19 protein-coding genes and 1 riboswitch are annotated in these 20707 nt (G+C 71.6%); of the genes, 10 read left to right on the top strand and 9 right to left on the bottom strand.

Annotated features, from left to right (window positions below):
- Positions 1–17: 17 nt before the first annotated feature.
- Positions 18–144: riboswitch (SAM riboswitch) on the bottom strand.
- Positions 145–296: 152 nt separating this feature from the next.
- Together OG892_RS22480 and OG892_RS22475 are read left to right on the top strand one after the other, a co-directional pair.
- Positions 297–1247, top strand: coding sequence for a glucosyl-3-phosphoglycerate synthase (locus OG892_RS22480; RefSeq protein ID WP_073733186.1), 951 nt, complete (start codon positions 297–299; stop codon positions 1245–1247).
- 57 nt (positions 1248–1304) lie between these two features.
- On the top strand, positions 1305–2696 hold the full coding sequence (locus OG892_RS22475) for a trehalose-6-phosphate synthase (RefSeq protein WP_371630099.1): 1392 nt from the start codon (positions 1305–1307) through the stop codon (positions 2694–2696).
- Here the strand turns inward: OG892_RS22475 and otsB are convergent.
- From otsB to OG892_RS22460, 3 genes are all read right to left on the bottom strand, one after another.
- Positions 2673–3530 (bottom strand): trehalose-phosphatase, encoded by an 858-nt coding sequence (gene otsB / locus OG892_RS22470; protein WP_371630098.1) that lies wholly within the window; start codon positions 3528–3530, stop codon positions 2673–2675. The two genes, OG892_RS22475 and otsB, sit on opposite strands and share 24 nt — an antisense overlap.
- 220 nt (positions 3531–3750) lie before the next feature.
- A complete protein-coding gene (locus OG892_RS22465; protein ID WP_073732976.1) occupies positions 3751–4023 on the bottom strand; it encodes a DUF3263 domain-containing protein in 273 nt (90 codons plus the stop codon).
- Between the two features lie 46 nt (positions 4024–4069).
- Positions 4070–5287, bottom strand: coding sequence for an extracellular solute-binding protein (locus OG892_RS22460; RefSeq protein ID WP_328868402.1), 1218 nt, complete (start codon positions 5285–5287; stop codon positions 4070–4072).
- 316 nt (positions 5288–5603) lie between these two features.
- On the opposite strand from OG892_RS22460, the gene OG892_RS22455 reads away from it, so the two are divergent.
- The 5 genes from OG892_RS22455 (at position 5604) to OG892_RS22435 (ending at position 10759) form a co-directional block, all read left to right on the top strand.
- Entirely contained in the window at positions 5604–6512 is a 909-nt protein-coding gene (locus tag OG892_RS22455) for an SIS domain-containing protein (protein ID WP_371630097.1), read from the top strand.
- Between the two features lie 124 nt (positions 6513–6636).
- Entirely contained in the window at positions 6637–7569 is a 933-nt protein-coding gene (locus tag OG892_RS22450; protein ID WP_371630096.1) for an ROK family protein, read from the top strand.
- The gene (gene nagA, locus OG892_RS22445) at positions 7569–8729 is read left to right on the top strand and encodes an N-acetylglucosamine-6-phosphate deacetylase (protein WP_371630095.1); all 1161 of its coding nucleotides are present in this window, start codon (positions 7569–7571) and stop codon (positions 8727–8729) included. The genes OG892_RS22450 and nagA overlap by 1 nt, the downstream gene beginning before the upstream one ends.
- Positions 8730–8886: 157 nt before the next feature.
- Positions 8887–9831: a 1-phosphofructokinase family hexose kinase gene (locus tag OG892_RS22440; protein ID WP_371630094.1), complete on the top strand. Its 945-nt coding sequence runs from the start codon at positions 8887–8889 to the stop codon at positions 9829–9831.
- A gap of 76 nt (positions 9832–9907) precedes the next feature.
- On the top strand, positions 9908–10759 hold the full coding sequence (locus OG892_RS22435; RefSeq protein WP_327338276.1) for a class II fructose-bisphosphate aldolase: 852 nt from the start codon (positions 9908–9910) through the stop codon (positions 10757–10759).
- Between the two features lie 94 nt (positions 10760–10853).
- On the opposite strand, the gene OG892_RS22430 is transcribed toward OG892_RS22435, so the two are convergent.
- On the bottom strand, positions 10854–11891 hold the full coding sequence (locus OG892_RS22430) for a CBM35 domain-containing protein (RefSeq protein WP_371630093.1): 1038 nt from the start codon (positions 11889–11891) through the stop codon (positions 10854–10856).
- Between the two features lie 153 nt (positions 11892–12044).
- The gene (cdgB, locus tag OG892_RS22425; RefSeq protein ID WP_073732984.1) at positions 12045–13694 is read right to left on the bottom strand and encodes a diguanylate cyclase CdgB; all 1650 of its coding nucleotides are present in this window, start codon (positions 13692–13694) and stop codon (positions 12045–12047) included.
- 311 nt (positions 13695–14005) lie between these two features.
- On the opposite strand from cdgB, the gene OG892_RS22420 reads away from it, so the two are divergent.
- Positions 14006–14512: a flavin reductase family protein gene (locus tag OG892_RS22420; RefSeq protein ID WP_073732985.1), complete on the top strand. Its 507-nt coding sequence runs from the start codon at positions 14006–14008 to the stop codon at positions 14510–14512.
- A 50-nt stretch (positions 14513–14562) separates the two neighbouring features.
- Here OG892_RS22420 and arfB read toward each other — a convergent pair whose 3' ends face one another.
- Positions 14563–14997: an alternative ribosome rescue aminoacyl-tRNA hydrolase ArfB gene (gene arfB, locus OG892_RS22415; protein WP_327338273.1), complete on the bottom strand. Its 435-nt coding sequence runs from the start codon at positions 14995–14997 to the stop codon at positions 14563–14565.
- Positions 14998–15180: 183 nt separating this feature from the next.
- Here arfB and OG892_RS22410 point away from each other — a divergent pair, with 183 nt between their 5' ends.
- Both OG892_RS22410 and OG892_RS22405 read left to right on the top strand, forming a co-directional pair.
- A complete protein-coding gene (locus tag OG892_RS22410; protein WP_073732987.1) occupies positions 15181–15756 on the top strand; it encodes a TerD family protein in 576 nt (191 codons plus the stop codon).
- Between the two features lie 292 nt (positions 15757–16048).
- Entirely contained in the window at positions 16049–17620 is a 1572-nt protein-coding gene (locus OG892_RS22405) for a M4 family metallopeptidase (protein WP_073732988.1), read from the top strand.
- 128 nt (positions 17621–17748) lie between these two features.
- On the opposite strand, the gene OG892_RS22400 is transcribed toward OG892_RS22405, so the two are convergent.
- From OG892_RS22400 to OG892_RS22390, 3 genes are all read right to left on the bottom strand, one after another.
- Positions 17749–19113 (bottom strand): M1 family metallopeptidase, encoded by a 1365-nt coding sequence (locus OG892_RS22400; RefSeq protein WP_371631670.1) that lies wholly within the window; start codon positions 19111–19113, stop codon positions 17749–17751.
- 174 nt (positions 19114–19287) lie between these two features.
- Entirely contained in the window at positions 19288–19884 is a 597-nt protein-coding gene (locus tag OG892_RS22395; protein ID WP_371630092.1) for an ankyrin repeat domain-containing protein, read from the bottom strand.
- A 24-nt stretch (positions 19885–19908) separates the two neighbouring features.
- Complete coding sequence (locus OG892_RS22390; RefSeq protein WP_328865985.1) at positions 19909–20466, bottom strand: heme-binding protein; 558 nt, start codon at positions 20464–20466, stop codon at positions 19909–19911.
- Positions 20467–20707 lie beyond the last annotated feature (241 nt).

The raw sequence follows: 20707 nt of genomic DNA, 5'->3' as shown, positions 1-20707 counted from the left end.
GATGGCGAGGCCCTTTCTCCTCATCTTCCTTGTGACGCATTTCGCCACAAGACGGAATTGGCACCGTCCCCACCTGACCTCGCGGTCGGCGGGATGGTTGCCGGGACTTCAACGGGCCGTTCCCTCTGTCCCTCTGGATGAGCGCTATGGCACTGGACCATCGATCCAGGCGTTTATCGGCAGATGGACCCCGGCATGCCACGGCCATCTGCGTTGTTCAGACTGTAACCGAAGCACCGGACTGTTGAGATAGTCGTCCGAACCGCGAGATGGATCACATACAGGGAGTATCGACCGTGCTGGAAGAGGTCGAACGCTGGCTGACCAGGCGTTCCTGGTCGTGCGCCGACCGCCCGCTGGAGCAGCTCCTGGCCGCCAGGAGCGGCGACCCGCGCCGGGGGAGCGTGAGTGTCGTCCTGCCCGCGCTGAACGAGGCGGCGACGGTCGGGGACATCGTCCGGACGATCCGGCGCGAGCTCATGGAGAAGGTCCGGCTGGTCGACGAACTCGTGGTGATCGACTCCGGCTCCACCGACGACACCGCGGAGCTGGCCCGCCGGGCGGGCGCCCGGGTGATCCACCGGGACGCGATCCTGCCCCGGCTGCCGGCCGTCCCCGGCAAGGGCGAGGTGCTGTGGCGGTCACTGCTGGTGACCGGCGGTGACATCGTCTGCTTCATCGACGCGGACCTGAAGGACTTCTCGGCCGACTTCGTCTCCGGCATCGTCGGCCCGCTGCTGACCGACCCCTCCGTGCAGTTCGTCAAGGCGATGTACGACCGTCCGCTCGGGGACACCGCGGGCCAGGGCGGGCGGGTCACCGAACTGGTGGCACGGCCGCTGCTCAATCTGCACTGGCCGCAGCTGGCCGGCTTCGTCCAGCCGCTGGGCGGCGAGTACGCCGTACGCCGCTCACTGCTCGAACAGCTGCCGTTCCCGGTCGGCTACGGGGTGGAGCTGGGGCTGCTCGTCGACGCCCTGCACACGGTCGGACTGGACGCGCTGGCCCAGGTCGACGTCGGCGTCCGCAAACACCGCCACCAGGACGGCCGGGCGCTCGGCCGGATGGCGGCGGCCATCTACCGGACCGCGTCGCTGCGGCTCTCCCGCGGCCATCTGGTGCGCCCGGAGCTGACCCAGTTCGAGCGCGGCGAGAACGGCTTCGTACCGCGCACCTACCCGGTGGACACCCAGGAGCGGCCGCCGATGCGCGAGATCGAGGAGTACGTCTCGCGCCGCGCCGCCTGAGACAGGCCGCGGCCGCACGCACGTTTGGACCGTTCGGGATCGGGCTAGATTCCGCGCATGGTCTCCGAGCACGCCCCCCAGCCCGCCGCCCAGGTACTCGTCGCGTCCAACCGCGGTCCGGTCTCGTACGCACTGAACGAGGACGGCTCGCTCGACGCGAAACGGGGCGGGGGCGGGCTCGTCTCGGGGCTGAGCGCGGTGGACGACAAGATGTGGGTCTGCGCCGCGCTCGGTGACGGCGACCGCGAGGCGGTGCGGCGCGGCGTCGGTGAGCCGGGCGTACGGATGCTCGACATCGACGCGGACGTGCACGCCGACGCGTACAACGGCATCGCGAACTCGGTGCTCTGGTTCGTCCACCACCTGCTCTACCAGACCCCCGTGGAGCCCGTCTTCGACGCGGAGTTCCGGCGTCAGTGGGCGTCCTTCGAGACCTACAACCGGGCCTTCGCCCAGGCGCTCGCGGAGGAGGCGGGCGAGGGCGCGGCGGTCCTGGTGCAGGACTACCACCTGGTGCTGGTGCCCGGCATGCTCCGCGAGCTCCGCCCCGACCTGCGCATCGGCCACTTCTCGCACACCCCGTGGGCGCCCGTCGACTACTTCCGGATGCTGCCCGACGACATCGCGGAGCAGGTGCTGCGCGGCATCCTCGGCGCCGACCGGGCGGCCTTCCTGACCCGCCGCTGGGCGGACGCCTTCATCAGCTGCTGCACGGAGATCCTGGGCGGCACCGGCCACACCCGGATCGGCGTGCACGGGCTCGGCGCCGACGCGGACTTCCTGCGCCGGCGCGCGCACGAGCCGGACGTGGACGAGCGGATGGCGGCGCTGCGCGAACAGGTGGGCCCCGGCCGGAAGACCATCGTGCGGGTGGACCGCACGGAGCTGTCCAAGAACATCGTCCGCGGGATGCTCGCCTACGGGGCCCTGCTCGACGAACGGCCCGAGTGGCACGGCCGCGTCGTCCACGTCGCGTTCGCCTACCCCTCGCGGCAGGACCTCGCGGTGTACCGGGAGTACACGGCCGAGGTGCAGCGCGTCGCCGACGAGATCAACGCCAAGCACGGCACGGCGGACTGGACCCCGGTCGTGCTCCACGTCAAGGACGACTTCGCCCGCTCGCTGGCGGCGTACCGGCTGGCCGACGTGGCGCTCGTCAACCCGATCAGGGACGGCATGAACCTGGTCGCCAAGGAGGTCCCGGTCGTCTCTGACCACGGCTGCGCGCTGGTGCTGTCGCGGGAGGCGGGGGCGTACGAGGAGCTGGGCGACGACGCGATCGCGGTGAACCCGTACGACGTGTCCGCCACCGCCGACGCCCTGCACGAGGCGCTGACGATGGCGGACGGTGAACGCGCGGAGCGCACGGAGCGGCTGGCGGAGGCGGCCACCGCGCTGCCGCCGCAGCAGTGGTTCCTGGACCAGCTAGAGGCGCTGCGCCAGGGCTGACAGGAAGCCGACGACCGCTCCGGGGCCCGACAGCAACAGATCGGCACGCGAGGCCAGTTCCGGCACCTCCGCCTCGCCGCTGCAGATGAGCAGGCCGGGGGTGCCGTCGGGGCCCTCGGTGCGGAGCTTCTCGACGGCGGCGAACGCGGCCAGGTCGCCCAGGTCGTCGCCCGCGTACAGCACGGACTCGGCGCCCGTCTCGCGCACGTACTGGGTGAGGGCGACGCCCTTGTCCATGCCGGAGGGACGCAACTCCAGCACCATCCGGCCCGGTTCGACGATCAGGCCGTGCCGGGCGGCCAGCTCACCGAGGGGGCCGCGCAGCGCTTCGAAGGCGGCCTGCGGGTCCTCGGCGCGGCGGGTGTGGACGGCGAGCGCCTGGCCCTTCTCCTCTATCCAGGTACCGCGCCAGGAGTCGAACCTGTCGAGGAAGCCGGGCAGTTCGGCCCGCACGGCGGCGACGCCGGGGTGCGGGGCGGGGGTGTGGACGGTGCCGGAGACGGCGTCCCAGCGTTCGGCGCCGTAGTGGCCGAGGACGACGAGGTGGTCCAGTCCGGCGACCCCGGCGAAGCCGCCGTAGCGGACCGCGACGCCGGCCGGGCGGCCGGTGATCACGGCGATCGACGCGACCCGGGGTGCGAGTGCGGCGAGCGCCTCGACGGTCCCGGGGTGGGCGCGGGCCTGTTCGGGGTCCGGCACGATGTCTGCGAGGGTGCCGTCGAAATCGAGCGCGATGACGGCGCGGTCGGGCCGGCCCAGGAGAGCGGCGAGGCCCTCCCGTCCGGCGGGGGTCGTCGGGATCGGCAGGGATGGGGTGTGCGGGTGGCTGCCCATGCGCCCGAGCCTATAGGCGGTGGCCTGCGCGCGGGGCCGACCGGGGCTCTGCCCCGCACCCCGCTCCTCAATCGCCGGAGGGGCTGGAAACGGCCGACCGCCCCGGTGCTGCCACTCGAAGAGGCCGGCAGATCAAGCCCCGCCGGCGATTGAGGCGCGGGGGTGCGGGGGCGGAGCCCCCGGGTGCTGCCGCGCTTCCGTGGCCGGCCGCCCCCGGCCCTCACCGCCGCCCCCGCCGAGCCTCTCGCACCCGCCGCAGCCGGTTCACCGTGACCGGGTCGGCCTCCAGCGCCCGCCGGTCGTCCAGCAGGGCGTTCAGCAGTTGGTAGTAGCGGGTCGGGGAGATGCCGAGCCGCTCCCGGATCGCCCGCTCCTTCGCCCCTGGCCCGGCCCACGACTGCCGCTCGACCGCCAGCACCGCGCGGTCCCGGTCCGAGAGGCCGGCAGCGGGCGGGGCGGGCTCGTCGGGGGTGTCCGGGGGGAGGGCGGTCATATCAGCCAATATATTGCGCGGGCCGTGACCTGCGGACCGCCGCCCGCTACTCCGCGCTCTCCGCCGCCGTGGACTCCTGCGCTATGCGCCCCAGTACGCTCTCGGGCTTCGCGCCCGGCTCGACCGCCTCACCGATGTTCTTCTTGATCGACTCGCTGGCCTGGGCCCAGGACGTCTTCCCGAACGGGTAGAGCTGCGCGTTCGGCAGCGCGTCCAGGAACTTGTACAGCGGCTTGTACTTGGGGTCGGCCTCCATCGCGGCCGAGGCGCTGTCGGTGACCGGCAGCATGTCGTAGGTGTCCGCGAAGTCGATGACGTTCTTGTCGCTGAACATGAAGTCGAAGAACTTGCCCGTCTCGACGCGGTGACCGTTCTGCTTGAACCCCATGATCCAGTCGGCGACGCCCATCGAGCTGGTGCTCGGCCCGGTGATACCGGGCAGCGGCACCATGCCGACGTCCACGCCCTTCTTCTGGGCCTCCTGCATCAGCGTCGGATGGCCGTTGAGCATGCCGACGTCGCCGTCGGTGAACGCCGCGAAGGCCTTCGCCCGGTTGAGCTTGCCGGGGGCGACGGGGCCGACGAGGCCCTTGTCGACGAGGTTCGACTTCAGCCAGTCGAACGTCTTGATGTTCTCTTCGGAGTCGATGTTGTACGAGCCGACGTCGTCGGTGTAGCCACCGCCGCCGCTGAGCAGCCACATCAGCGTCTCGGCCTGGGACTCCTCCTGGCCCAGCGGCAGCGCGAACGGGAACTTCACGCCGCGCTGCTTGAGCGCGGCGGCGTCACCCGCGATGTCGCTCCAGGTCTTCGGGGCGTCGAGGCCGGCCTGGCCGAAGAGCTTCTTGTTGTAGAAGAGCAGCCGGGTGCTGGCCACGAACGGCAGCCCGTACTGGATCTGGCTGACCCGGCCCGCGTCCGCGAGGACCGGCAGGAAGTTGGCCTGGGTGCGGACGCTGAGCATCTGGTCGGCGGAGTAGAGCTTCCCGGCCTTGGCGTAGTCCGCGTACGCGCCGATCTGCGCGATGTCGGGGGCCTTTCCGGCCTTCACCATCTCCGCGACCTTGCGGTCGATGTCCGTCCACGGCAGGACGGTCACGTCGACCTTGATGCCGGGGTGGGACGCCTCGAAGCTCCGGGCGACACCGTCCCAGTACTTGTCCGACTTGTTCGCCTCGCCGGTGCCGTAATCGGCCGCGACCAGCTTCAGCGTGACGTCTCCCCCGCCACTCCCGCCGCCGCAGCCCGACAGCGCCACCGTCATCCCCAAGGCGGCGACAGCCGCCGTCAGTCCCAAGTAACGCCGCTGCACAGCCCAGTCCGTCCTTGTCGATCGCGCCATCCGCTCCACCCACGTCGGCGTGGGGCACTCCGGATGAGCTGCGATTTTGCCCCACCGTCTCCGAGGAGGTCTACACCACCCCGGTATCGCTTCGGCAACGCAGCAGCATTGCACGGGACGCGGAGTGACTGCTAAGTAGGTCTCGGTCAACCGGGGCCCGGCACAAGGCCCTTAACCCTCCGACAGCCCTAATGGTCCAGACCTTTATACGCGCCCACCCCGCGAGGAGCCGTACCGCATGTCCCGTACCGCATCAGAAATTGCCACCCAGCCCAGCTGCTGGCGGCGTGCCGCAGAGGCGGGCGCGGTGGCCGAGGGGCTGCCGCGTCCGGGCGAGCGGGTCGCCGTCACCGGCTGCGGCACCTCCTGGTTCATGGCCATCGCCTACGCCGCGCTGCGCGAGGCGGCCGGGCAGGGCGAGACGGACGCGTACGCCTCCTCGGAGTTCCCGGCCGGGCGGTCCTACGACCGGGTCGTGGCCATCACCCGCTCCGGCACCACGAGCGAGGTGCTGGCGCTCCTGGCCGAGCTGCGCGGGAAGACGCCGACGGTCGCGCTGACCGCCGACCCCAAGACACCGGTGATGGACGCCGCCGACACGGTGGCGGTCCTGGACTGGGCCGACGAGGAGTCGGTCGTGCAGACCCGGTTCGCCACCACCGCGCTCGCCTTCCTGCGGGCCGGCCTCGAAGCGTCCGGGCCGCTCCCGGCGGGCGTGAAGACGGTGGCCGAGGCCGCCGTGGACGCGGAGCTGGCGGTGACGGAGCCGCTGGACGAGGCGGTGGTCTCGGCCGAGCAGTGGACGTTCCTGGGGCGCGGCTGGACCTACGGGCTGGCGCAGGAGGCCGGGCTGAAGATGCGCGAGGCGGCGGGCGCCTGGACGGAGTCCTACCCGGCGATGGAGTACCGGCACGGCCCGATCGCGATCACCGGCCCCAACCGGGTGGCCTGGGTGTTCGGCGCCCTGCCAGAGGGGCTGGCGGGCGAGGTCGCGGGGGTCGGCGGGACGCTCGTGGCGCGCACCGCCGCCGACCCGATGGCCGATCTGATCCGGGCCCAGCGGCTGGCGGTGGCGCTCGCGGAGTCGAAGGGCTACGACCCGGACCACCCGCGCAATCTGTCGCGCAGCGTGATCCTGCCGGGCTGAGGGCGCACGCGGGGCGCGTTCACGGCGGATTGCCGCGCGGTTGCGGGCCGATTTTGTATGGATGCGCAACAAACAGCGATAGTGGACTAGACCTTTTGGGGTCCGTCGGGCGAAACTGTTTCCCGTGAAACACGTCATCGCCCTCGATGTGGGCGGCACCGGAATGAAGGCCGCACTGGTCGGGGCCGATGGCGCCCTGCTCTACGAGGCACGGCGCGCGACCGGCAGAGAGCGCGGACCCGACGCGGTCGTGGAGTCGATCCTCACCTTCGCGGCGGATCTGCGCGTGTACGGCGAGGAGCACTTCGGCGAGAGCGCTCTCGCCGCCGGTGTCGCCGTACCCGGCATCGTCGACGCCGAGAACGGCGTCGCGCTCTACTCCGCCAACCTGGGCTGGAGCGACGTCCCCATGCGCCGGCTGCTCGGTGAGCGGCTCGGCGGCGTCCCGGTCGCCCTCGGCCACGACGTCAGGACCGGCGGACTCGCGGAGGGCCGGATCGGGGCGGGCCGGGGCGCCGACCGCTTCGTCTTCATCCCGCTGGGCACCGGGATCGCCGGGGCCATCGGCATCGCCGGCTCCATCGAGGCCGGCGCCCACGGCTCGGCCGGCGAGATCGGCCACATCGTGATCCGCCCGGACGGCCCGGACTGCAGCTGCGGCCAGCGCGGCTGCCTGGAGACGCTCGCCTCGGCGGCCGCCGTCAGCCGCGCCTGGGCCGCCGCGTCCGGCGACCCGAAGGCCGACGCGGCGGACTGCGCCAAGGCCGTGGAGTCGGGCGACCCGGCGGCCCTCGCGGTCTGGCACGACGCCGTGGACGCCCTCGCCGCCGGGCTCGTCACCGCGCTCACCCTGCTGGACCCCCGCACGCTCATCATCGGTGGCGGTCTCGCCGAGGCGGGGGAAACCTTGTTCACACCACTCCGTGCGGCCGTCGAGGAACGCGTCACGTTCCAGAAGCTGCCCCACATCGTCCCCGCGGCTCTCGGGGACACCGCCGGATGCCTGGGCGCAGGGCTGCTCGCCTGGGATCTTCTCTCCACGGAGGTATCCGCCTGATGGCCGGACGCGCAGACAGCACAGTTCTCGCAGGTGCCCGGGTGGTACTCCCCACCGGCACCGTCGAGAACGGCAGGGTGGTCATCGAAGGCACCCGCATCGCCGACGGCCCGGCACCGGACGCGCCGAGCCTCGACCTGTCCGGCCACTGGATCGTCCCCGGCTTCGTGGACATGCACAACCACGGCGGCGGCGGCGGCTCCTTCACCTCCGGCACCGTGGAGGACGTCCTCACCGGCGTCCGCACCCACCGCGAGCACGGCACCACCACCCTGGTCGCCTCCACCGTCACCGGCGAGATGGACTTCCTCGCCGGACGGGCCGGCATCCTCTCCGAGCTCGTCGAGCAGGGCGAGCTGGCCGGCATCCACTTCGAGGGCCCCTTCATCTCGCCGTGCCGCAAGGGCGCGCACAGCGAGGGCCTGCTGCGCCACCCGGACCCGGCCGAGGTCCGCAAGCTGATGGACGCCGCCCGGGGCACCGCGAAGATGTTCACGCTCGCCACCGAACTGCCCGGCGGCATCGAGTCCGTACGGCTGCTCGCCGAGCACGGCGTCATCGCCGCGATCGGGCACACCGACGCCACGTACGAGCAGACCGTCGAGGCGATCGACGCGGGCGCCACCGTCGCCACGCACCTCTTCAACGCGATGCCGCCCCTGGGCCACCGCGCGCCCGGCCCGATCGCCGCCCTCCTGGAGGACGAGCGGATCACGGTCGAGCTGATCAACGACGGCACGCACCTGCACCCCGCCGCCCTGCAGCTGGCCTACCACCACGCGGGCGCCCACCGCGTCGCCCTGATCACCGACGCCATGGACGCGGCCGGGTTCGGTGACGGCCAGTACCAGCTGGGCCCGCTCGCCGTCGAGGTCAAGGACGGCGTCGCCCGGCTCGTCGAGGGCAACTCCATCGCCGGCTCCACCCTCACCCTGGACACCGCCTTCCACCGGGCCGTGACCGTCGACCGCATCCCGGTCGGTGACGTGGTCCAGTCGATCTCCGCCAACCCGGCCCGGCTGCTCGGCGTATACGACCGGGTCGGCTCGCTGGAACCGGGCAAGGACGCCGACCTGGTCGTCCTGGACGCCGACTTCGCGCTCAAGGGCGTCATGCGCAAGGGCGAGTGGGTCGTCCAGCCGGTGCCCGTGGCGGTCTGACGACAGACCCCAGGACAGAACGTAACGAAGAGACGGCGGTTGTCCCCCGGGTCTGGGCCCGCCGCCGGCTCTTTGGCATGATCGTCCGCGAAACAACCAGGAACAGCGGGTTCCGCAACGGCATCCGCGCACAGAACGTATCGAGGGGGCGGCCGAGGTGATCCTCACGGTCACGCTGAACACGGCACTCGACCTGACGTACGGCGTTCCCGCCCTCGTCCCGCACGCCAGCCACCGGGTCACCGATCTCTCCGAGCGGCCCGGCGGCAAGGGCATCAACGTCGCCCGGGTCCTCACCGCCCTCGGCCACGACAGCGTCGTCACCGGCTTCGCGGGCGGCGCCACCGGCTCCGTACTGCGGCAACTGCTCGCGGACCTCCCGGCCGGCCGGGCGAGCCTCACCGACGCGCTCGTCCCGGTGGCCGGCGACACCCGCCGCACCCTGGCCGTCGTCGACGGGACCACCGGCGACACCACCCAGTTCAACGAACCGGGCCCGCACGTCACCGCCGACGAGTGGACCACCTTCCTCCGCAGTTACGAGAAGCTGCTCACCGGCGCCGACGCGGTCGCCCTGTGCGGCAGCCTGCCCCCCGGCATCCACGTCGGCGCCTACGCCGAACTGATCCGGCCGGCCCGCGCCGCCGGCGTCCCGGTCCTCCTGGACACCAGCGGCGAACCGCTGCGCCGGGGCATCGCCGCCCGCCCCGACCTCATCAAGCCGAACGCCGACGAGCTCGCCCAGCTCACCGGCTCCCGCGAACCCGCCCGCGCCACCCGCGACGCCCGCCGCCGCGGCGCGCACACGGTGATCGCCTCACTGGGCCCGGACGGCATGCTGGCGGTCACCCCCGACGGCAGCTGGCGGGCGTCCCCGCCGGCCGCGGTCAAGGGCAACCCGACCGGGGCCGGCGACTCCGCGGTGGCCGGACTGCTCTCCTCCCTCGTCGAGGGCCTGAGCTGGCCGGACCGGCTGCGACGGGCGGTGGCACTGTCGACGGCGACCGTGCTGGCCCCCACCGCGGGTGACTTCGACCGCGCGGCCTACGAGGAGCTGCTGCCGCGCGTCGCCATCGAGGAACACGCAGACGGAGCGGCCTGAGCGCCGCGCCCAGACCGGACCCCACCGGGCCCCTCACGGGCCCCCACCGGGCCCGAGGAATCAACAGAGGTCAGCAATGCCGCTCGTCAGTACCGGTGAACTCGTCTCCGCCGCCCAGGCCCAGGGACGCGGGATCGCCGCCTTCAACGTCATCACCCTGGAACACGCGGAGGCCATCGCCACCGGCGCGGAGCGGGCCGGGGCCCCCGCCATCCTCCAGATCTCCGAGAACGCCGTGAAGTTCCACGGCGGCCGGCTCTCCGCCATCGCGGCGGCCGCCGCCGCCGTCGCCCGCACCTCCGCCGTCCCGCTCGCCCTCCACCTCGACCACGTCGAGTCCGTGGAGCTGCTGCACCAGGCGCACGACGAGGGCTTCGGCTCCGTCATGTTCGACGCCTCCAAGCTGACGTACGCGGAGAACGTGCGGACCACCGCGGAAGCCGTCGCCTGGGGCCACGAGCGTGGCATCTGGATCGAGGCCGAGCTCGGCAAGGTCGGCGGCAAGGAGGGCGAGGCCCCCCTCGACGCCCACGCCCCCGGCGTCCGCACCGACCCGGCGGAGGCCGCCGCCTACGTCGCCGCGACCGGTGTCGACGCGCTGGCCGTCGCGGTGGGCTCCTCGCACGCCATGACCGAGCGCACCGCCGCCCTGGACCACGAGCTGATCGGCCGGCTGCGCGACGCCGTCCCCGTCCCGCTGGTGCTGCACGGCTCCAGCGGCGTCCCGGACGAAGAGATCCGCCAGGCCGTCGCCGCCTCCGGCATGGTCAAGATCAACGTGGGCACGGCGCTGAACACCGCGTTCACCGGGGCCGTACGGTCCTACCTCGCCGAGAACACCACGGGCGTCGACCCGCGCAAGTACATCGCGCCGGGCCGCGAGGCGATGGCCGCGACGGTCGCCGGCTTCCTGGCCCTGATGGGCTGAGCAGCCACGCAGGTCACTCAGCTCGAAACATACAAATGTGGCCTCTCCCGGGTTCGGACCCAGGAGAGGCCACAAGCGGTTCGCCCGTCATGGGCTAACCATTCGCCGGCGTGACCTCCAGCCAATCCAGGATCACGTCGCACTGGTTGCCGTCCTGGCACGAAATGCTGATCTCGTTCTCACCCTTGACGAGGTCGACGGGCGCCCAGGTGGTCTGCCAGTTCTTCTCCCAGTTCGGGTCCGAGGAATGGACGAAGTCCTTGAGCCCGATCGGCTGCGAGTTCGGCTTCCCGTTGACCGTCAACGTTGCGTTGGCGTCCTTGCCGGGGATCGCGTAGCGCACCGTCAGACGGTACGCACCGGCCTTCTCCATCGCGGCCTGCCACGTCACGGAGGATCCGACCGCGTTGAAACCGGAAACATAGGCGCCGCCGGGGCCCTCGGCGCCCTTGACGCTCTTCTCCACGGCCGCCGTGCCGCCGAGCTTGAGCGACACCGCGTCCTGCTTCGGGAGCTCCGGAGGCGCCTCGGAGCTCTTGGACTGCTGCGGCTTCGGCGACTCCTCGACCTCACCGGCCACGCCGGAGGAGGAGGACGCCGCGTCGTCGTTCTTCTTGTCCTTGTCGCCGTCGCCCGTCATCAGGGCGGCGCCGATGCCGATGAGCACGACCGCGACGACCGCGATCGCACCGATCAGCAGGCCCTTGGTGTTGGGACCGCCCTTGCCGGGACCGCCGCCGTTGCCCCGGCCGCCCTGGTGCGGGACCTGCGAGGTCGGGGCGCCGGGGTACGTCTCCGGGGCCGCGTACTGCGCGTTCGGCTGCCCGTACTGGCCCTGCGGCTGTGCGTACTGGCCCTGCTGCTGCCCGTACTGGGCGTTGTTCTGCGCCTGCGGCGGGTAGCCGTAGGCCCCCTGCTGCGGCACCTGCTGCCCGTACTGGCGCTCACCGACGGTACGCACCTGGTTGTACGAGGTACGCGGCACGCCGCGCTGCGCGGCGGGACCCGGATAGCCGTAGCCCCCCTGCCCACCCTGACCGGGCGGCTGCGCGCCGGCCGCCCGCCCGTCCTCGTAGAGGTAGCCGAACGGGTCGTCGTCCTCGGGTGTGCTCGCGCCGTTGTTCCCGGCCATCCCTGGGTCACTCCTCACCATGTCGTCGGCCACTCGCCGTATACCGTCAGCCCACGCCGACCGGCCGAGCCTACCCCGAACGGACCAGCCCAAGAATTGCCGGACGCGCGGCGGGGACCGGGGCGGGGTACGCGCACAACGCCTCGGCGAACGTCAGCCGGCCCTGCGGTGAACCTTCGAGCGGGACCGCTTCTCGACGTACATCCGCTGGTCGGCGGAGCGCAGCACTTCCTCCGCGGTCATGCCGCAGGAGGCCCAGCCGATGCCGAAACTCGCCCCGACGCGGACCGCCCGGCCGTCGACCCGAATGGGCGGAATAATGGCGTTACGAAGGCGTACGGCCAGGTCCGCGGCGTCCGCCGAGCCCAGCCCGTCCGCGAGCACGACGAATTCGTCACCCCCGAGCCGGGCGACGGTGTCGCCGTCGCGGACACAGGTGGTGAGCCGGCGGGCGACCTCGATGAGGACCGCGTCACCCGTGTGGTGGCCGAAGCGGTCGTTGATCGACTTGAAGCCGTCCAGGTCGCAGAAGAGGACCGCGAGGCCCTTCGAGCCGTCGTCCTGCCCGGTGTCGGGTGCGACGGAATGCACATGGTGGTCGTACGGGCCGACGGCCGTCCCGGCGTCGAAGCCGTCGGCGGGGAAGCCGTGCAGCCGGGCCTCGTCCACATCGCCGTACGCCGCGTCCAGCGCCTGTACGTCGGTGGACGCCATCGCGTGCGGGCGCTCGCAGAGCCGGGCGCTGAGCCGGGAGCGCAGCTCGGCGCTGTTGGGCAGGCCGGTGAGCGCGTCGTGCGAGGCGCGGTGCGCGAGGTTCAGCTCGTGGCGCTTGCGCTCCTCTATGTCCTCGACGTGGGTGAGCAGGAAGCGCGGCCCGTCCGCGGTGTCCGCGACGACGGAGTTGCGCAGCGAGACCCAGAGGTAGGTGCCGTCCCGGCGGCCCAGCCGCAGCTCGGCGCGGCCGCCCTCGGCGGAGGTGCGGAGCAGGGTGCCGATGTCCTCGGGGTGGACCAGGTCCGCGAAGGAGTAGCGGCGCAGGACGGAGGCGGGGCGGCCGAGCAGCCGGCACAGGGCGTCGTTGGTGCGCAGCAGCCGGCCGTGCTGGTCGCCGCCCATCTCTGCGATGGCCATGCCGCTGGGGGCGTACTCGAAGGCCTGGCGGAAGGACTCCTCGCTGGCCCGCAGCGCCTGCTGTTCCCGCTCCAGGCGGACCAGGGCGCGCTGCATGTTGGCCCGGAGCCTGGCGTTGCTGATGGCGATGGCCGACTGGGAGGCGTACATCTGGAGGGCCTCGCGGCCCCAGGCGCCGGGGTGGCGGCCGTTGCGGGGGCGGTCGACGGATATGACGCCGAGGAGGTCGGAGCCGCCGCCGGAGGCGTACATCGGGGCGTAGAGCCGGTCCTGGGGGTGCCACTCGTCCTCGAAGCGGGGCTCGGGGCCCTCGGTGTGCCACTGCGGGACGTCGTCGTCGAGGAGGACCCAGCCGTCGGTGTGCGGTATGAAGCGGAGCTCGTCCCATATCTCGCCCATGGCGAGCCGGCGCTCCCAGGAGGTGCGGGAGCCGACGCGTCCGGTGATCAGGGCCTCCGCGGCGCTGTTCCCGGCGAAGGCGGCGACGACGAGGTCACCGTCGGGACGGACGAGGTTGACGCAGGCCAGCTCGTAGCCGAGCCCGGCGACGATTCCGTCGGCCACGGTCTGCAGCGTGTCGGCCAGGCTCCGCGCCGTGTTGAGATCGGCCACGGCCTGGTGCAGCTGCCGCATCGTCGCAAGACGGACGTACGGCTCCGACTCGGCCTCCATCGCTCGCACTCCCCGAGACCTCGACAGCACTCCAGGTTTCATATCGGCGTACTTGACGTACTTACTGCAGTGTCACGGCCACTGAATCACAGTGAGCTGTGCACCCGGTACACAGGGTCAACAAATATCGCGCTCTGTGAGACAAGTCACAACAGATAGTAAAGGATTACCTCCAGCTCTCCGCCGGGTCCTAGGACCTGGCTGGTTCCCTGGCCCGATGCGCCGCCGGCCCCCGCACGACTAGCGTGCCCGGTGTGTTGCAGACAAAGCCCCCCGCCCCGCGTTCCCGGCCCGTCCCCCATGCTGAGGGGGTGAGCAACGACGAGTTCCGTGGTGCCCTTGCCCGACTGGCCGCCGGCGTGGTGCTGGTCACCGCCCAGGAGCCGCCGCTCGACGAGCATGGGCGCGGCGAGGACGTCGGCATGACCGCGACCGCCTTCATGTCCGTCTCGCTGGACCCGCCGCTGGTCATGGTGAGCCTGCGCAACGACTCACGGATGGACGACCTGCTGGCGGAGCAGCCGCTGTGGGCGGTCTCCGTGCTGTCGGAGAGCCAGCGGCACATCGCCGGGCGGTTCGCGATGAAGGGCCGGATCAGCGACCGGCTGCTGTTCGAGGACATCCCCTATGTACGCGGGGAGATCACGGGGGCGCCGCTGGCCGGGGGCGCGCTCGCCACGCTGGAGTGCCGTACGGAGCAGCGCGTCGTGGCGGGTGACCACACGCTGGTGATCGGGCGGGTGCTCAGTGCGCAGCTGCCGACCCAGGACGGCGGCCCGCTGACGTACTTCCGGGGGCGCTACCGGCAGCTGGGCTGACCGCTCAGCGCCTCTGCCGGGCTGACCGCTCAGCGCCTCGACCCCCGGCTCTACCAGTCGCGCCCCGAGCGGCCGCGCTTGGTGTCGCCGCGCTGCTTCTTCTCGCGCAGCCTGCGCTCGTTGATGCCGCGCGGGATCTTGCGCTTGCGGCGCGGCTTGGGGGGCGGCGCCGTGGCCTCCGCCAGCAGGGAGGTGAGCCGTACGGCGGCCGTCTCGCGGTTGCGCCACTGCGAGCGGTGCTCGGAGGAGCGGACCGACACCACCCCGTTGACCAGCCGGCCCTCCAGCCGCTCCAGGGCGCGCTCCTTCCACACCTCCGGCAGCGACTCGGTCGCCGCGAGGTCGAAGCGGAGCTCGACCTGGGAGTCGGTGGTGTTGACGTGCTGCCCGCCGGGCCCGGAGGACCGCGAGAAACGCCACATGAGCTCGGCCTCCGGCAGGGAGACCGCACCGCGGATGACATAGGGCCCGGACATGACACCCATGTTCCCTGGCCCACCGGGTGTTCGTCACCTTCTTTACGACGGCCGCGCGACCGCGCCCCGGGACCGTTCGGTAAAGAAAGCAAAGGCGGAAGGAACCTCTCGGTCCCTTGTCCGCGTTATGGAGGGTGACGGTAGCTTCGTGACGACACGAAGCCCGCACACGACAGATGAAAGGGACTTCCCATGGCAGTAAGCCTGTCCAAGGGCGGCAACGTCTCCCTCACCAAGGAGGCCCCCGGCCTCACCGCCGTCACGGTCGGCCTCGGCTGGGACGTCCGTACCACCACCGGCACGGACTTCGACCTCGACGCCTCCGCGATCGCGGTCAACACCGCCGGGAAGGTCTTCTCCGACGGTCACTTCGTCTTCTTCAACAACAAGGCGACGCCGGACCAGACCATCGTGCACACCGGTGACAACGTCACGGGCGAGGGCGAGGGCGACGACGAGCAGATCACCGTCAACCTGGCGGGCCTGCCGGCCGACATCGACAAGATCGTCTTCCCGGTGTCGATCTACGACGCCGAGACCCGCAGCCAGAACTTCGGCCAGGTGCGCAACGCCTACATCCGCATCCTCAACCAGGCCGGTGGCGCCGAGATCGCCCGCTACGACCTGAGCGAGGACGCCGCCACCGAGACCGCCATGGTCTTCGGCGAGCTGTACCGCAACGGCGCCGAGTGGAAGTTCCGCGCCGTCGGCCAGGGTTACGCCTCCGGCCTGCGCGGCATCGCCCAGGACTTCGGCGTCACCCTCTGACGCTCCGTCCCACCGCTTCACCGGAGCCCCCGGCCGAACGTCCTGCGGCCGGGGGCTCCGGCGCGTCCGCACACCACTGATCGCCGTACCACCGATCACGCCCAACGGGGCGCACGACACGCGGTTTTGCCCAACCGATGGAAGTCCGCCGGATAGCGGACATGAACGCACCCCAGTCGGACAAGAACTGGTCAAAGAATTGTGAGGTAATTGTTGGTACACCGTCAATGTCGGTCATTCGGTGGCACGCTCTCCGCTCGTAACCCCCCACGGAACGAGCAACGGAGAACCCATGACCCCCCACATGAACACCCGTCGCGCCGCAGCCCTGGCCGCCGTGGCCGCGATGGTCGTCGTCGGAGTACAGACCGGTACCGCGAACGCCCGGCCGGCCGCCGCCGACAACGGCTCCTCCGCCTCCTCCCCCGCCTTCAGCGCCGCCGCCGCGCGCACCACGGCCATCAAGTCGGCCCAGACCGGCGCCTCTTCGACCGCCGCCACGCTGAAGCTCGGCGGCAAGGAGAAGCTGATCGCCCGTGACGTGATCAAGGACGCCAAGGGCAACGTCCACACCCGCTACGAGCGCACCTACGCCGGACTGCCCGTCATCGGCGGCGACCTCGTCACCCACACCGCGAGCAACGGCAAGCTCAAGAGCGTCACCAAGGCGACGAACGCCAAGATATCCGTGCCGTCCACGACGGCGAAGATCAAGACGCTGGCCGGCGCCCGCAAGGTGGTCTGGGCGGGCAGCGGCAAGCCCGTCCTCGCGCTCGAATCCGTGAAGACCGGGGTGCAGAAGGACGGCACGCCGAGCCGCAAGCGCGTCATCACCGACGCCACCACCGGCAAGGTCCTCCAGAGCTACGAGGAGATCGAGACCGCCGGCGTCGGCAACAGCCAGTACAGCGGCAAGGTGGACCTGTCCACCACCGCGTCCGGTTCCGGCTTCGAGCTGACCGACGGCGACCGCGGCGGCCACAAGACGTACGACCTGAACCAGGGCGAGAGCGGCACCGGCGACCTGGTCACCGACGACGACGACACGTGGGGCGACGGCACCGGCAACGACCGCCAGACCGCCGCGGTCGACGCCCACTACGGCGCCGCGGAGACCTGGGACTTCTACAAGGACGTGCTCGGCCGCGACGGCATCGCGGGCGACGGCAAGGCCGCGTACTCCCGGGTCCACTACGGCGACGCGTACGTCAACGCCTTCTGGGACGACAGCTGCTTCTGCATGACGTACGGCGACGGCGCCGACAACAAGAGCGCCCTCACCGGCCTCGACGTCGCCGGGCACGAGATGAGCCACGGGCTGACCTCGTCCACCGCCAACCTCGACTACGTCGGTGAGTCCGGCGGCCTCAACGAGGCGACCAGCGACATCTTCGGCACCTCGGTGGAGTTCTACGCCGACAACGCCACCGACGTCGGTGACTACCTCATCGGCGAGAAGATCGACATCAACGGCGACGGCACCCCGCTGCGCTACATGGACCAGCCGAGCAAGGACGGCGGCTCGGCCGACTACTGGGACAGCAGCGTCGGCAACGAGGACGTGCACTACTCGTCCGGTGTCGCCAACCACTTCTTCTACCTGCTGGCCGAGGGCAGCGGCGCGAAGACCATCAACGGCGTCGACTACGACTCCCCGACCTCCGACGGCTCCACCGTCACCGGCATCGGCCGGGACAAGGCCATCCAGATCTGGTACAAGGCCCTCTCCGAGTACATGACCTCCTCCACCGACTACGCGGCCGCCCGCACCGCGACCGAGAAGGCCGCGACCGACCTCTACGGCGCGGACAGCGCCGAGCTGAAGTCCGTCGACGCCGCCTGGACCGGCGTCAACGTGAAGTAACTCCAACTCCGTTGCTCCCGGGAGCCGGTCAGCCGTCCGCGGCGGGCCGGCTCCTGCCGTATGTCCACGACCGACCCGTCAGCCGTCCGCGGCCGGACGGTCCTTGCCGCACAGCCACGACCGACCCGTCAGTCGTCCGCGGCCGGACGGTCCTTGCCGTACAGCCACTTCTTCCACAGCCCGGTCAGATCCAGGCCGGTCGCCTTCTCCACGTACGCGGCGAACTCCGCCGTCGTCGCGTTGCCGTGCCGGTGGGCCTTCGTCCAGCCCGCGAGCAGCGCGAAGAACTTCTTGTCGTCGTCGACCGCCTCGCGGATCTTGTGGATGACCATGGCGCCCCGCCCGTAGACCGGCGGGTCGGAGATGTTGGCCGCGGACGGCGGATCGGCGGGCGGGAAGGCCCAGTTGTCGTCGTCCGCGTAGGCCTCGTCGAACGACTCCTGGGCCGGGGTGTCCTCCTTCTCCTCCTCCCACAGCCACTCCGCGTAGGTCGCCGGCCCCTCGTTGAGCCACATGTCCCGCCAGCTCGCGGGCGTGACCGAGTCGCCGAACCACTGGTGCGACATCTCGTGGACCAGCAGCCCGACGCTCGGCGGCCCGGGAAAGAACGGCCGGTTCTGTGTCTCCAGCGCGTACCCGGCGTCGCCCTTGCGCTCGACGATCGCGCCCGTGGCGGAGAACGGGTACGGGCCGAAGTGCTCCGCCTCCCACGTCACCACCTCGGGCACCCGGGCCACGGTCCGCGCGCTCGCCTCCGCCGACTCCGGGTCCACGGCGGTGAACACCGTGATGCCGCCCGCCATCGTGGACGTCTTCGTCTCGAACCGGCCGACGGCCAGGACCGCGAGATAGCTCGCCATGGGCTCGGCTGTGTGCCAGCGGTACGTGGTGCGGCCCCCCTCCGTCGTCGGCGGACCGGCCTGCACCCCGTTGGAGACCGCCGTCAGCCCCTTGGGGACGGTGACCCGCATGTCGTACGTGGCCTTGTCGCTCGGGTGGTTGTTGCCCGGGAACCAGGCCATCGAGCCGGTCGGCTCACCGAGGGCGAGGGAGCCGTCGTCGGTCGGCAGCCAGCCCTCCTCCGACTTGTCCGGGTCGGTGATGGTCTTCGGGGAGCCGGAGTAGCGGATGACGGTGTGGAACGTCTCGCCCTCGCGGAGCCGGTCCTCGGCCTTCGGGTCCGTACGCAGCGTCAGCTCGCTGCCCGCCCGGTTGACGGCGGCCGGCCTGCCCTCCACGGTCGCGGAGTCCACGGTGAGACCGTCGAGGTCGAGGTTGAACGAGCTGAGGTCCTGGGTGGCGCGCGCGGTGATCTCGGCGGTGCCCCGCAGCGTCTGCTCGTCCGGGTCGACATCGAGCGTGAGGTCGTAGTGCGTGACGTCGTACCCGCCGTTGCCGAGCTTGGGGAAGTACGGGTCGCGCACCCCGGGGGCGCCCGGTTTTCCCTCCACCCCGCCGGTACAGGCGGGGGCGAGAAGAGCGAGGGCGAGCAGCAGGACGGCGGTCCTGACCCTGGCGGGCGTGGCCCTGGAGGGTCTGGATCTGCGGGCAGTGCGGGGCGTGCGGGCCGTGCCGCGTCTCGAGAAGCCGTGATCCACACCGATAATCCTATGTGCGGAATGTCGGAGTAGGGGGATGCCGGCACCGTGCCGACCGCGTGACGGCTTTCATCGGGTGTCCCGCAACAGCGCCGCGATCTCCGCGAAGCCTCGGCGCTCCGCGTGCTCCAGGGCCGTGACCCCGTCGCCGTCCGGCAGCCCCGGCGTCGCACCCGCCGCCAGCAGCAGCTCGACGATCTGCCGGTGCGCCCGGCCGCCGTCACCGAGGATCACGGCCTCCAGCAGCGCCGTCCAGCCCAGCCGGTTGACGTGGTCGACGTCGATGTCGGTGACCCTGAGCAGCTCCCGTACGTAGGCGACATGGCCGCGCTCGCTCGCCGGGATCAGCGCGATGCCGCCGAACCGGTTGCGGAGCTTGAGATCCGGCCCGGCCGGCAGCAGCGCGTGCAGCATCGGGACGCTGCCGGTGACGCCCGTGGCCAGCCAGGGGCTCTCCTCGCGCCGGTCCTGCGCGTCGGGGTCCGCGCCCGCCGCGACGAGCAGCCGGGCCGCTTCGACGTGATCCCCGTGGACGGCCAGGAGCAGCGGGGTGCGCAGCTCCTCGTCGCGGACGTCCACCCGGGCGCCGCCCTCGATCGCGGTCCGCACGGAACCGGTGTCGCCGGCGCGTGCGGCGTCGAGCAGCTTCTGATCGAGGGCGTTCATGTGTCTCTCCTGTGTCCGGTCCGGCTACTTGGCGAGGGCGGCGGCGCCGGCCTGGGCGAACTTCTCGTCGAGGTCGCCGCTGGGCGCCCCCGCCACTCCGATGCCCGCGACCGGAGCACCCTTGACCTGCACCGGGGCGCCGCCCGCGAGGAACAGGGTGCCAGGGATGTCCTTGAGGTTCGGGGTCTGGGCCAGCCGCTTGACCAGCTCGGAGGTGGGCGCGTTCCAGGACACGGCGGTGTACGCCTTCTTCTCGGCGGACTCGTACGCCTGCGGGCCCGCGCCGTCGCCGCGCAGGGTGACGATGGTGTTGCCGTTGCGGTCGACGACGGAGACGGCGACCTTCTGGTGCTCCTTCTCCGCCGCGTCCAGGGCCGCCTGCGCGGCCTTCGACGCGGCGTCCACGGTCAGGTGCGTGGACTGCTGGAGGTTCCGGTTCGCGGTGTCGGCCTTGACGGCGGCGGCGGGCGCGGCGGCCGGGGCGGAGGCGTTCGCGGACACGGCACCGAGGGTGCCGGCCCCGAGCGCGGCGGCGGCGACGGCGCCGGTCAGGACACGGGTGCGCAGCGACATCTTCTTCATGGTGGGCTCCTCCGGAGTGGCCGTGGGTGGCCGTGGGTGTTCCTGCGTTCTGAGATCAATGCTCCGGCCGGACCCGTGGCCGTACGGTCGGCGTACCGGCTGGACACCGCGCGCGGTACGGCTGACGGCCCCATCGGCCGATCGGTTGATGCGGCGGCGGCCGATCAGGGTGACGATGGAATGTCCGCGCAGGTCAGCAGCGGTGCGCGGTAGGGGGCACGGCCGGGAGAAGGTGGTGAGA

The organism is Streptomyces sp. NBC_00341, from assembly GCF_041435055.1.
Classification (GTDB): Bacteria; Actinomycetota; Actinomycetes; order Streptomycetales; family Streptomycetaceae; genus Streptomyces.
The sequence above is the reverse complement of the archived record's forward strand: the minus strand, read 5'-3'. Positions and strand labels throughout refer to the sequence as shown.